This is a genomic window from Bradyrhizobium sp. BEA-2-5, from assembly GCF_032918025.1.
Lineage (GTDB): Bacteria > Pseudomonadota > Alphaproteobacteria > Rhizobiales > Xanthobacteraceae > Bradyrhizobium > Bradyrhizobium pachyrhizi.
In genome coordinates this window covers 5557205-5569731 of sequence record NZ_CP136629.1, presented here as the reverse complement: position 1 = coordinate 5569731, position 12527 = coordinate 5557205, and the positions used below count along the sequence as shown (strand labels likewise).

The 12527-nt window shown below is 63.2% G+C and carries 14 protein-coding genes; 7 read left to right on the top strand and 7 right to left on the bottom strand.

Features of this window, described 5'->3' with window-relative positions; genetic code table 11:
• Positions 1-83: 83 nt before the first annotated feature.
• The 5 genes from RX327_RS26370 to flgF all read right to left on the bottom strand — a co-directional run bounded on the left by RX327_RS26370 (position 84) and on the right by flgF (position 4237).
• Positions 84-416 (bottom strand): hypothetical protein, encoded by a 333-nt coding sequence (locus tag RX327_RS26370; protein WP_410712080.1) that lies wholly within the window; start codon positions 414-416, stop codon positions 84-86.
• 429 nt (positions 417-845) lie between these two features.
• The gene (gene flgH, locus RX327_RS26365; RefSeq protein ID WP_317247572.1) at positions 846-1601 is read right to left on the bottom strand and encodes a flagellar basal body L-ring protein FlgH; all 756 of its coding nucleotides are present in this window, start codon (positions 1599-1601) and stop codon (positions 846-848) included.
• Positions 1602-1606: 5 nt separating this feature from the next.
• Positions 1607-2659, bottom strand: a complete 1053-nt coding sequence (gene flgA, locus RX327_RS26360; RefSeq protein ID WP_317247571.1) for a flagellar basal body P-ring formation chaperone FlgA — start codon at positions 2657-2659, stop codon at positions 1607-1609.
• Positions 2659-3456: a flagellar basal-body rod protein FlgG gene (gene flgG / locus RX327_RS26355; protein ID WP_317247570.1), complete on the bottom strand. Its 798-nt coding sequence runs from the start codon at positions 3454-3456 to the stop codon at positions 2659-2661. Before flgG ends, flgA begins: the two co-directional genes overlap by 1 nt.
• Before the next feature lie 16 nt (positions 3457-3472).
• Complete coding sequence (flgF, locus tag RX327_RS26350; protein WP_317247569.1) at positions 3473-4237, bottom strand: flagellar basal-body rod protein FlgF; 765 nt, start codon at positions 4235-4237, stop codon at positions 3473-3475.
• 382 nt (positions 4238-4619) lie between these two features.
• Here flgF and fliL point away from each other — a divergent pair, with 382 nt between their 5' ends.
• The 4 genes from fliL to RX327_RS26330 are packed head-to-tail and all read left to right on the top strand — an operon-like array spanning position 4620 to position 7619.
• On the top strand, positions 4620-5108 hold the full coding sequence (gene fliL, locus RX327_RS26345; RefSeq protein WP_317247568.1) for a flagellar basal body-associated protein FliL: 489 nt from the start codon (positions 4620-4622) through the stop codon (positions 5106-5108).
• Between the two features lie 26 nt (positions 5109-5134).
• Positions 5135-6337, top strand: coding sequence for a flagellar motor switch protein FliM (fliM, locus tag RX327_RS26340; RefSeq protein WP_317247567.1), 1203 nt, complete (start codon positions 5135-5137; stop codon positions 6335-6337).
• The gene (locus RX327_RS26335) at positions 6334-6798 is read left to right on the top strand and encodes a DUF6468 domain-containing protein (RefSeq protein WP_317247566.1); all 465 of its coding nucleotides are present in this window, start codon (positions 6334-6336) and stop codon (positions 6796-6798) included. The genes fliM and RX327_RS26335 overlap by 4 nt, the downstream gene beginning before the upstream one ends.
• On the top strand, positions 6795-7619 hold the full coding sequence (locus RX327_RS26330; RefSeq protein WP_050387616.1) for a MotE family protein: 825 nt from the start codon (positions 6795-6797) through the stop codon (positions 7617-7619). Before RX327_RS26335 ends, RX327_RS26330 begins: the two co-directional genes overlap by 4 nt.
• 40 nt (positions 7620-7659) lie before the next feature.
• Here RX327_RS26330 and RX327_RS26325 read toward each other — a convergent pair whose 3' ends face one another.
• Positions 7660-8967, bottom strand: coding sequence for a glycosyltransferase family 87 protein (locus RX327_RS26325; protein WP_244482637.1), 1308 nt, complete (start codon positions 8965-8967; stop codon positions 7660-7662).
• A 253-nt stretch (positions 8968-9220) separates the two neighbouring features.
• On the opposite strand from RX327_RS26325, the gene RX327_RS26320 reads away from it, so the two are divergent.
• Both RX327_RS26320 and RX327_RS26315 read left to right on the top strand, forming a co-directional pair.
• On the top strand, positions 9221-10438 hold the full coding sequence (locus RX327_RS26320; protein ID WP_317247565.1) for a glycosyltransferase family 87 protein: 1218 nt from the start codon (positions 9221-9223) through the stop codon (positions 10436-10438).
• 40 nt (positions 10439-10478) lie between these two features.
• On the top strand, positions 10479-10628 hold the full coding sequence (locus RX327_RS26315; RefSeq protein ID WP_160321822.1) for a hypothetical protein: 150 nt from the start codon (positions 10479-10481) through the stop codon (positions 10626-10628).
• 12 nt (positions 10629-10640) lie between these two features.
• On the opposite strand, the gene RX327_RS26310 is transcribed toward RX327_RS26315, so the two are convergent.
• Positions 10641-11087, bottom strand: coding sequence for an SgcJ/EcaC family oxidoreductase (locus RX327_RS26310; protein ID WP_317247564.1), 447 nt, complete (start codon positions 11085-11087; stop codon positions 10641-10643).
• 522 nt (positions 11088-11609) lie between these two features.
• On the opposite strand from RX327_RS26310, the gene RX327_RS26305 reads away from it, so the two are divergent.
• Positions 11610-12452: a c-type cytochrome gene (locus RX327_RS26305; protein WP_050387619.1), complete on the top strand. Its 843-nt coding sequence runs from the start codon at positions 11610-11612 to the stop codon at positions 12450-12452.
• The last annotated feature ends 75 nt before the right edge of the window (positions 12453-12527 follow it).

Genomic DNA, 12527 nt, shown 5'->3' with positions numbered 1-12527 from the left:
CGGCTGCATCGATCGGGCTGCGCTTCGCGCATGCGCGATCGTACGCCGGACCGGGTGGCGACGCCATCGGGATTGCGGACGGTTTAGCTGAAACGCCTGCTCACGACCGTCGTGCGCCGGCCGGGGAGCTTCGGCAGCCTCGCCACACCCGCGCGCGTTGTCGTGGTCCTTGGGCCGGGGGCGGGCTCCGGCTCCTGCTGCTGCAGAAACAGCGTGGCTTCGAACAGCACGCCGGGGGCCTGCTTGGCCGTGCCCGAGCACACCGCCCGGTTGCCGTTGAACGAGCCCGTCAGCTGCGCCTCGACCTCGTCGCATCCGAACACGGTGGTGAACGGACCGTCGGCATAGCGGTGCGTCGTCAGCGTCGCCGTGAAGCGGTCCTCATCGAGCTGATAGGTGCCGCCATAAATGAACATGGCGTCGCCGCCCGAGATCCTGCCATTTGCGAGCTGGACTATTCCGGTGCCTTCGCCCCGCGGCGTCCGGAACCACGCCGCATATCGTCCGTCTCTTTGCATGACCGTCATACAAACAGAAAACCCTGCGTTGTCGTCTCCCTACGTTGCAAGCGCCGGGACTTCTACTGTGCGCTGCTGCGAGGGTTAACGAACCGACAAGGCGATGGCGCGACTTTCGTGAAGCGGTATCGGACTGATGCGCGGCGATCGCGCCGGCGCACGCCACCGGTCACAAAAAGCCACGACCCTCGCCAGGGGAGCTAGCGAGGGCCGTGTTGGTACACCGCGCCGCGCCTAGGTTCGCGACGAGATGTGGGAGCTCGTAAAAGTCCTACTCGGGCATGATCCGTTTCCGTAAACCGGTTTCCGCTTTGCGGGATCATGCCGTTAGAAGGGCAGCAGCACGTCCATGACTTGCTGGCCGTAGCGCGGCTGCTGCACGTCGGTGATCTGGCCGCGGCCGCCATAGGCGATGCGGGCCTGGGCGATCTTGGTGGAGTCGATGGTGTTGTCGCTCTGGATGTCCTCGGGGCGCACGATGCCGGCCACGATCAGCTCGCGGATCTCGAAGTTGACGCGGATCTCCTGCTTGCCTTCGACGACCAGGTTGCCGTTCGGCAGCACCTGGGTCACCACGGCGGCGACGTTGGTCTGCAGGGCTTCCTTGCGGTCGACGCTGCCCTTGCCCTCGCTGGACGAGGTCGAGTCGGCTGTCAGGATACGGCCGGGCAGGATCTTGTTGGCCTGGGTGATCGTTTGCGAGCCGATGAAGTCCGTGACGCCCGAGTCTTCCGAATTGGTGCGGCTGCGCTGGGTCTCGTTGGCGATCGCGGCCTTGTCCGTGATGTTCACGGTCACGGTCAGGAGGTCGCCGACCTGGCGCGCGGCGCGCTGGTCCTTGAAGAAGGCGCGGCTGCCGTTGCGCCACAGCGAGTTCGGATTGTAGGAGGCAACTTCCGGCTTCGGCATCGGCATCTGCACCGGCTTGTAGCCGGGCTGCGTCGTCGGATTGTCGATCGCCGACAGCTTCGGCTGCTCGCCGATCTGCGACAGGCGGTCGATCGAGGAGCAGCCGCTGGCGATCGTTCCGAGCGCGAGCAGCGCACCGGTCAGGACGAGGCGGTTGATGCGGTACTGGGACATGAACTTTACTCGGCGTTTGGTGCGACTGAACTCAGCTTGACGGAAGCGGAATTGGATTCGGTGGCGTCGGCGGTCGGCGCCGGGCGCGGGGTCGCGACTGAGATCGAGACCTGGCCGCGGCCGGTGACGACGCCGGTCAGCGTGCGCTTGGAATGCAGATTGAGCACGCTGACGGTGTCGCCCTCGGCGCCGCCATCCATCGCCTTGCCGCGGATCGTCAGGTAGAGGCCGGCGGTGCGATAGATCAGCGTGACGTTCTGGTCGCGGGTGACGAGATCGGGCTTCGCGAGGTCGGCGACGCGAAGCGCCTGGCCGGGGCGGAGCTGGCGGCGGACCTGCATGCCGACGGCGCTGTCGCGCACCGCCGCGTTGTTGCCGATTTCGGCTTTCGGACGGCGTTCGACGATCACGTCGGAAGCCTTCAGCACATCGCCGCGCTCGACATTGCGCGTCAGCACGGCGGCCTCGATGGTCTCGATCGCGGTTCCGGTGAAGCGCAGCTTCGATGGCGCGGCGCCGGCATCGTTGCCGATCTCGAAGGTCAGGTCGAAACGCGTCGAGCGCGGGTCGTAGCGCACGGCGATCGGCTGCATCACGCCGGTATTGGTCGCCTCGAGGCGGATGTCGCCGGGATCGCGGTCGAAGGTCAGCGCGATGTTGCCGGCCCTGCCGAGCCCGTGGCGACCCTCCAGCGCGCGCGACACCTGCTGCTCGATCTCCTTGCTGTCGATGGTGCGCGCCAGCCGGGTGACGGTGATCTCCTTCAGCTCGCGGGTATCGACGCCGATCACCTGGTGCGAGCGCAACACGTTCAGCACCTGCGCGACCGGCAGCGTGCCTGTCGTGCCGAGGTCCGGCGCGCGGTAGACCGCGACGCTGCCGGCGCTGCCGGCATTGTCGATGAGGTCGCCGACCCGCACGATGTCGTCGGCGACCGTGATGCTGGCGCGCAGCGTCGGCACCGCGATGGTCTCGCGGCGGCTTTGCGCGGCCGACGGCGCCACGGCGACGGCGAGGAGCGCGGCTGCGATCAGGAGTGGGCGGGCGATCATCGTCATCACCTCAGCGGAACAGCGCCGTTGGAGGTCGACTGCATCATCTGGTCGGCCGCGCTGATGACCTTGGCGTTCATCTCGTAGGCGCGCTGCGCGGCGATCAGGTCGCTCATCTCCGAGACGACGTCGATATTGGCCTGTTCGAGGTTGCTCTGCTGCATGTCGCCATAGCCGTCGGTGTTGGCGGTGCCGTCCTGCGGCTGGCCGGAGGCCGGCGTTTCCTGGAACAGGTTGTCGCCGATCGGCATCAGGCCGGCCTTGTTGATGAAGCGGGTCAGGCCGATCTGGCCGATGTTGGTCGATGCGGTCTGTCCCGGCAGCGTCACCGAGACCTGGCCCTGCGCATTGATGGTGAGGCCGGATGCGTTCTGCGGGATCGTGATCGTCGGCTGCAGCAAATTGCCCTGCGCGGTGACGACGCGGCCCTGATTGTCCATCTGGAAGGTGCCGTCGCGGGTGTACTGGTAGGTGCCGTCGGGCATCAGGATCTTGAAGAAGCCATCGCCCGAGATCGCGAGATCGAGGTCGTTGCCGGTCTGCGACAGCGTTCCCTGCGTCATGCTGCGCGGCGTGCCGACGGTCTTGACGCCGCCGCCGATGTCGACGCCGACCGGCAGGATGGTGCCCTGGTCGGACGACTGGGCGCCAACGCGGCGGACGTGCTCATAGATCAAGTCCTGGAACGCCGCGGTCTGCTTCTTGAAGCCGGTGGTGCGCAGGTTGGCGATGTTGTTGGAGATCACCTGAACGTTGAGTTCCTGTGCCGCCATTCCGGTCGCAGCGGTGTGAAGTGCGCGCATCGGTCAATCCCCCGGATCAGTTCGGCACGTCGGCGAGCTTTTCGATCGCCGATTTGTGCAGGTCGCTCTCCTGCTGCAGCAGCGAGGCGATTTGGGTGTAGGTCCGCGTGATCTCGATCATGCGGCTCATCTCGACGACGGAATTGACGTTCGACTTCTCGATGAAGCCCTGGCGGATCTGGGCCTTGGTGTCCGGCAGCGCCTGCGTGCCTTCGCCCGGCGCGTAGAGGTTGGAGCCTTCCTTCAGCAGGCGCTGGGCCTGCGCGAACGAGACGAGGCGCAGCTTGCCGCGGATCGAATCGAGACGGGAGGTGCCCTCGAGCACGGTGATGTTGCCGTCGGCGGCGATCGAGATGTCGTGGTCGGTCGGCTGGAAGGTGATCGGGCCGGCATTGCCGAGCACCTGGTAGCCGGAGGCGGTGACCAGCTGGCCGCGATTGTTGATCTGCAGGCTGCCTTCGCGGGTGTAGCGCTCGCCGCCCGGCGTCTGCACCACCAGGAAGGCGTTGCCGTCGATCGCGACGTCGAGCGGGTTCTTGGTCTCTTCGGTCGGACCCTGCGAGAAATCGTGGAAGGTCGCGCGGTCCTGCACGAAGGAGACGCGGCGGTCGGAGGACGCGAAATTGTCCTCATGCGCGTTCGAGGACAGATATTCCTGGAACAGCGACCGGTCGGCCTTGTAGCCGTTGGTGTTCATGTTCGCGATGTTGTTGGAGACGACATCCATCTGCCGTTCCAGCACCATCTGCTTCGATAGGCCGACCAGAAGCGTATTCTGCATCGGTGGTTCTCCCCTGTGAGGCGATCCGAATGCAGGTTCTCCCAAACCTTCACGCCGGATCCGTCGGTAACCATTGGATTCTCCCAAACCCGCGGGTTACGCCGTCCTCTCAGCGAAAGCCGTGCCAACTTAAAATGGTGTGTTATTTGAATGGCTTAGTTGTTTTACCGGGTACGGCCCGGGGCGGCAGAAAGGTCTTGTTGACCATGTTTGCCCGGCAGTTTTTTCCTAGTGGAAGGTAAATCCTAAGCTTCCGTTAACCATTATGACCCCAGTGTTGCCGGCATTGGGGCGCGTGTGCGCCGGCGGCATTTGTATCGCGTCTTCAGGCCAAAGCTGGGGCAAATCGCGTTCGCATCCTTCGGGTTGAAGCGAGCGGACGATGGCGGACGAGGAAAAGACGGAGACCGGCGAGGGCGCGGCCGCTCCGAAGAAGGGCAAGCTCAAGCTGATCATTGCCGTCGTCGGCTTCCTCGTCGTGCTCGGCGCGGGCGCCGGCGGCTGGTTCTTCTTCATGCGCGGCCACGGTGAGGAGCAGCACGCCGAAGCGCCGCCGCCGAAGCCGCCGGCCTTCGTCGACGTCCCCGACCTGATGGTCAACCTCGCCGGCTCGCCCGGCGAGCGCGTGCAATATCTGCGGCTGAAGATCGTGCTGGAGCTGAAGGAAGAGAAGCAGATCGAGGCGATCAAGCCGACGATGCCGCGCGTCACCGACATCTTCCAGACCTATGTGCGCGAGCTGCGCCCCTCCGACCTCAACGGTTCCGCCGGCATCTTCCGCCTCAAGGAGGAGTTGACCAAGCGCGTCAACGCGGCGGTCGCCCCGATCCAGGTCAGCGCGGTGCTGTTCAAGGAAGTCGTGGTCCAGTGAGCATGACGGACTAGGGATGTAAAGCCATGGCGGGCAACGACCAGGTCGACCAGGATGCAATTGCCGCCCAGTGGGAGGCCTCGCTCGATTCCGAGGATCCCGCCGAGGCCGCAAAGGCTGCCGCCGAGAACGAGCTGTCGGAAACCATGGCCCTGCAATGGGCGGCCATGGTCGAGGACGGCAGTCGTGATCTCGGCACCGGCAAGAACTCCGGCGAGCGGGTGCTGTCGCAGGAGGAGATCGACAATCTCCTCGGCTTCACCGTCGGCGACGTCACGCTCGACGATCATTCCGGCATTCGCGCGATCATCGATTCTGCGATGGTCTCCTACGAGCGTCTGCCGATGCTCGAAATCGTCTTCGACCGCCTGGTGCGGCTAATGACGACGTCCCTGCGCAACTTCACCTCCGACAACGTCGAAGTCTCGCTCGACCGCATCACCTCGGTGCGTTTCGGCGACTACATGAACTCGATCCCGCTGCCCGCCGTCCTCACCGTCTTCAAGGCCGAGGAGTGGGAGAACTTCGGCATGGCGACGGTCGATTCCAACCTGATCTATTCGATGATCGACGTGCTGCTCGGCGGCCGCCGCGGCACCAGCCAGCTCCGCATCGAGGGCCGGCCCTACACCACGATCGAGACCGAGCTGGTCAAGCGGCTGGTCGAGGTGGTGCTGGCCGATGCCGAGCAGGCGTTCCGGCCGCTGTCGCCGGTGACCTTCACGATCGACCGGCTCGAGACCAATCCGCGTTTCGCCGCGATCAGTCGTCCCGCCAACGCCGCGATCCTGGTCCGCCTGCGCATCGACATGGAAGACCGCGGCGGCAATATCGAGCTGCTGCTGCCCTACGCGACCATCGAGCCGATCCGGGGCGTCCTGCTCCAGATGTTCATGGGCGAAAAGTTCGGTCGCGACCCGGTCTGGGAAGGCCACTTCGCCACCGAGATCGTGCAGGCCGAGATCTCGGTCGACGCGGTGCTCTATGAGGCCGACATTCCGCTCAAGCAGCTGATGCGGCTCAAGGTCGGCGACACGCTGCCGCTGGACATGCGCGCCGACGCCAACGTCACCGTGCGCTGCGGCGACGTCACGCTGACCGAGGGGCGGATGGGCCGGGTCGGCGACCGCGTCGCGATCCGCGTGACCAAGAATTTGCGTAAACCCCAAACCACCTTCGCGATGTTCGAGAAGGCGGACGAGCGGACCAAGATGATGGAGGCACCATGAGTCATGTGCTTGGATTAGCGATCGAGAGTCTGGTAGCCGTGCTGCTGATGCTGACGATCGTCTACTGCGTCATGCTCAACAAGCGGCTGACGCGGCTGAAGGCGGACGAGCATTCGCTGAAGGCGGTCATCGGCGAGCTGATCACGGCGACGGAGATCGCCGAGCGCGCGATCGGCGGGCTGAAGCTGGCCGTGCGCGACGTCAACGAGAACCTGGGCAGCCAGCTCGCGGCCGCGACGCAGATGTCGGCGCTGCTCAAGGACCAGCTGGCGGAAGGCGACCACGTGGTGCGCCGCCTGTCCAAGATCGCGCTGGCCGCGCGGCCGTCCGAGCCCGTGCAGGCACCGGCACAAGCAGCCGCGCCAGTGGCGCCGGCGCCCAGGGTCTCGGCCGCGCACGCGGTCGCCGCGGCGGCTGAAGCCTTCACCGAGCGCAGGAGGGCCGGCGGCCTCGCTGCATGAAGTTGCTTCGTGACATCAGAGTGATGCCCGTGGTGCTGGTCGCGATCTTCGGCCTGATGGTGCTGAAGGTCGCGGGCCTCGTGCTCGATGGCGGTTACGTGTTTGCCGACGATACGCCGCCGGCCGGCCCGGCCGGTCCGTCTTGGGCGCAGCAGAACTTCAACTTCCCCGGCGGCGGCAAGGCGGTGGTTGACAGCAAGATCAAGGCCGATCCCGGCGACATCACGGGATCGGTCGAGCACAAGGACGCCAAGAAGGACGAGAAGAAGGACGAGGCGCCGAAGCCGGCCGCACCGGCCGCGGAGCCGTCCAAGCCCGATGGCGTTGTCGTCAATCTGGATGCCCCGGCGCCGGTGTCGGCGTCGGAGCGCGCGATCCTGGAACGGTTGCAGTCGCGCCGCCAGGAGCTCGAGACGCGCGCGCGCGAGGTCGAGATCCGCGAAAGCCTGTTGAAGGCTGCTGAGAAGCGCATCGAGGCCAAGGTCGAGGAGGCCAAGGCCAATGACGCCAAGGCGAATGCCGATGCCGCGGCAAAGGCGGAAGCCGATGCCGCGCGTTTCAAGGGCATCGTCACCATGTACGAGAACATGAAGCCGAAGGACGCCGCAAAAGTGTTCGATCGTCTGGAAATGAACGTGCTCTACCAGATCGCCTCGCAGATCCAGCCGCGCAAGATGTCCGATATCCTCGGCCTGATGCAGCCGGAAGCCGCCGAACGGCTCACGGTCGAACTCGCCCGCCGCGCCGGCGGCGACAAGTCGGCCTCGACCGACGATCTTCCCAAGATCGAAGGCAAGATGCTCACGCCGAAGACGAACTGACGGGGGCTATCGGGAAGTCCGCCAATTGGCGGTGGACTCCTCAGCCGTAAGCTAGATCCGACTTAACGCCGGGTTGCCTGCATCGCATCCAGATCATCGCGATGAGGGTCGCGCACATGAACGGACCGACCGGCACGAGTGCGACCGGGTAGGTGAACCCCGCCAGGACAAGCACGCCGAACCCGATCCGGAGTTCGGAGCGATTCGAAAGAAGCGAGCCAGGTTCGGCCATGGGCGCGTTCATGAGAAAGACGAGCGCGAGAGCCAGTAGCGCCGTATCGTAGATCGCGAAGTAGGGAGATACGAGCAATGTCGCGACGAGCAGGCTCGCGGCCTTGACGGCGAAGTTGACGTTGCGGCGCCAGATGATCAGCGTCCACGTCGCGGCTGCCGCAGCGACCGCGACGTGCAGTGCCATGGCCGATCCATAGCCAAAACCGGCAAACCGAAGCACGCCGTAGACGCTCTGCAGCTTGTACCAGGCCAGCGTGCCGGTGAGATGGAACTGCGTCGTCGCGAAGACGGCGGCCTCACGGAACCCCTCAAAAGTATCCCAGCCGAAGGTAAGCCCGGTGAGCAGCAAGAGCACCGGTGTCACCAAACTGGCTGTGATGAAGACGGTCCAGCGTCCAGTAGCGATCAGAATGAGCGGAAGCAGGACGCCATATTGCGGCTTGAAGATCAGCAGCGCGATCAGGAAGCCGCTGACGATCGGGCGCCGGTCCAGCGTCAGCAGAATCGCGCCGAGCAGCGATGCCGCGAGCAGGGAGCTTTGGCCGACGATGAAATCGTACAGGACGGCCGGCACGGCGAACGCCAGCAGCAGTACGGCGAAGCGTGGCCGGATGGCGGAAATAACGAGCCCCCAGCACAGCAGCTTTGCGGTGCTCCAGACCCAGAACGCGGTCGGAAACGGCAGCAGTGCCAGCAGTGCCGCCGCAAAGAAAAAAAACGGCGGGTAGAAAAACGGTATCGGCACCTCGTAAACGGGGAACGGAGCATCGTTCAAGCTGGGATGTATTTGAATGATCGCTTGCCGCAACTGCGGCCAATCGTAGGCGGTGGCGGCATGGCCATCGAGCGCCATCTTCCCCGCGCTCCAAAAGCATGAAAAGTCGAGCCCGGTCGCGCCGGTACCGTCAACGACTTTCGGTACCACGCAGTAAAGGGTAAAGCCCAACACGATGAGGCAGGCAATGGCCAATGCACGGTCGTATCCGCTGCGCTCCGCACGGGCGCGCACCATTCCAAATCCGTTCATGAAACTGCCAGAAACTAAGAATTGCTTGAAATGTAAGCGGTTGTATACCGCAACTGGCGGTGGCGCAAGCGAGTGGCCGATCTCCATTGGGCGTTCGGTTAATCGCTGAGAGTTCCGCGCATGTCCGGCGGACCGGGGGTAATCCTCTCGATGCAGACGCGGATGTTCGCCGCCTCCGATGGTGTGGGCTCGACGGGGTCTCCGCGAAGCCAAACGCCTATCGACGCCGAGAAGTGTACGCCGGTTATGGTAGCCTTAAACGGTAGCGTTAAGTTGCAACCGATTTGTCATTCTGGAATTGAAGTCGCTATGTCTCAAGGTGGTGCTTTAGGAATTGCCAATGCTGAAAGACATGCCATGGCTCACCGCGCCGCGCGCCCGATTGTACGTGAGTGGCGTCGCAATTGTGCTGGTGCTGACTCTCGCGAGGTCGCTTTTGCTATTTTACCGCGATGGCGGCTATGGCGCGAATAATTTTCTGCTCGGCTCGGACTTTCTGACGTTCTGGGCGGCCTCGCTTCAGGTTCTGGCCGGCCATCCCGCCGAGGTTTATGTGCCCGAATTGCATCTGCTCGCGGAAGCTCCATACCTGCGAGAGGGCTACGAGGCGTTCTTCTATCCGCCGACGATGCTGCTTGTGTGCCTGCCGCTCGCGCTCGCGCCGTATTTCGCCTCGCTGTTCGTGTTCATTGGTATGACGGCGGCGGCGTTCGCCGCGGTGATCTGGCGCATCTTGCGAACGCCTTGGTGCCTGGTCGCGATCCTCGCCTATGCGCCGGTCTATCTTAATGCCGTGGCAGGGCAGAACGCCTTTCTGACGGCATCGATCCTTGGGTGCGGTCTCAACATCATGGACCGGAGGCCAAAGCTCGCGGGCGCGATCCTCGGGCTGATGGTGATCAAGCCGCACCTGGCGCTGGCCGTGCCGATCGCCCTGATCGTCACAGGTCGCTGGCGCACGCTGATCTGGGCAGGCATGTCGTCGATCTCGCTCGTCGTGCTGTCCGCGCTGCTGTTCGGCCTGAATACATGGCTCAACTTCCTCGACGTCTCTCACTCGGCCCGTCAGGCTCTCGAGAACGGCGACGTCGAGTTTTCATTGCTGCAGAGCGTGTACGCGACAGCGCGCCTGCTCGGCGCCGGCGTCAACACGGCCTTTATCATTCACGGCCTCGTGGCGCTGGGCATGACGTGTGTGCTGATCTGGATGTTGCGTCAGAAGATCACTGCTGCGACTGAACGCTCGATCATCGTGCTCACCTGCCTTCTGGTTACGCCGTTCTGCCTGTTCTACGACATGCTCATCATGGCGCTGCCGCTGGCCTGGATGCTCCGCGAATGGTTGAGGGGCGGCTTTCCGGCCTGGTCGAAAATGGTGCTTGGCGTGACGTTTCTCGCGCCGATGGTCTTCTACCTACCTGTCCTCTATCAACTGTCGGTCGTGAAGCCGCTGCCTTTTGGTTCTCCGGTCATCATCCTGTTCTGCTGGTTGCTGGTTCGGGAGAGCACGCAGACGCGGCAAGCGGCGCATAGCGAGCGAGAGGTCGCGACGGTCTGAATTCGGAGCACCTCACTCGAGCCTCCGTAATATCGCGGGAGTGTCCAGTTTCTCGGGTTTTGCCATCGGCGCGGGAGCAAAGGAGCAGAACCGCTCGGTCGCCAATTGCCGTGCCGGCGGCGACAAATCGGCCTCGACCGACGATCTTCCCAAGATCGAAGGCAAGATGCTCACGCCGAAGACGAACTGACGGGGTCTGTCGTCAGGTTTTCGGGAGTGGAGACCGGTGCAGATGGACAATCTTCCAATCCGAGCCTTGCTTCGCGATCACGAATGTGACGCGGCCGAGGCTGCTATAAGGCTGGCCATCCTTCATGACGCCGGAGATGGTGTCGAACCCGGCAAGCACCACCGTCCTCTCGTCGATCAGGAGAAGTCTCTGCGCTTTGCAGCGCCACGGTGTTGGGGGCGAATTGAGGATTGTCGCTTCGAAGTATTTGCGGATTTGCTCCGGCTTCGTCATGACGACCTTGCCGAACGTCCCGATCACGGTCGCTTCCGGGGCATAGAAACTGACGATACCGTCAAGGTCGGCGTCAGCGAAGGCTTTGCTCCAGCGTTCAACGAGCTGCGCTGCGTCCTCCTTCGGACCGGCTTGGGCAATCGAGACACTCATTAAAAGAGCAAGAATTGATAGTGGCTTTCGCATGGGTGATCCTCAAAAGAAATTATTGCCGAACAATCGGAAATCGAGTGAGGCAGCAGTGCTGCTTCCGCGTTGCGATAAATCATCATTACCAATCAACAGGGCGGCTTGACCGCTTCGATGTCCGTCCGGCCGAGTTCGCCAAGTCGCCCCGATCCGGTGCAATGGACAAGCAGGCCACAAGCCTTCCGCAAATCGCCGGCCTGATGGTCACGATCCTTCGCCGGCATAAGCGGAGCAGGGCGGCTTGTGGCCCCCTCTTGTGGCGCCTCGGCGCACATCCGCGCCGAACGGCGCCAAGACCGTTGCAACAGAGCCATCGCAGACATTGCCAAAGTGCTTGATGCGAGTCTAGCATTGGCGCGAGGAAGGCGAGCGCGATTTCGCTACTTTTGGCCTTCCGTGATTGCGGTCGCATGGACCGCCGCTTGAGTTGATTGATTGAATTGCTCTTGTGCCGGACGCGAAGCTGCGCCCGATCAGAAATTGAATTTTTGATCACCAAGAAATTTCAAGGAAACCGATATGCGTAACCTGTTCATGATGCTTGTCGTCATCGCCACCACCAATCTGGCATGGGCCCAATCCGAACTGGTCAAACGGGGCGATTACCTTGTCAACGGCATTCTGGCTTGCGGCAATTGCCACACGCCCAAGGGACCGAACGGCGATGTTTTGGAGAAGGCATTCTCGGGCGGAGGTTACTGGGACGAGCCGCCGTTCACAGTGCATGCCGCCAACATTACACAAGACAAGGAAACAGGCATCGGAAGCTGGAGCGATGCCGATATCAAGAAACTGCTGCGGACCGGGCAGACCCCAAAGGGAGTGCATACCGCGATGGTCATGCCGACCAGCTTCTATCACATCCTGACGGAAAATGATCTCGATGCGGTCGTCGCATATTTGCGTACGATCACGCCGGTCCACAACAAGGTGCCCGATCCGATCTACAAGGTGCCTCAGGTCGAGAACGTTCCGCCGGGCGGCGAGAACCCATTCGCCGAACCGATGATGAGCGACAAGGTGCAGAAGGGATTCTATCTCGTCACGATCGCGCATTGCATGGCGTGCCATACGCCGATTGGACCGAGGGGACGAGAATACAAGAGCAGTCTTGGTGCGGGTGGCGTCAAATTTTCCGGGCCGTGGGGAATCTCGGTTTCACGCAACATCACGCAGAACAAGACCAATGGGATCGGCGCATGGAGCGACGACGAGATCAAGCGTGCGATCACCGACGGCGTCAGCCGCGACGGCAGCCGTCTCGGTCGACCGATGGGATACCACTACTACGCCCGGATCAGTCCCGATGACCTCGACGCCATCGTGGCGTATTTGCGCACGGTACCCGGCAGCGCCGAGTAAGGCTCGTTGCAAGGACAAATCCTGTCCGGTCACAGTCGCGCAGCGGGCTCCCGGCTGACTCCAAAGGATAGCGCG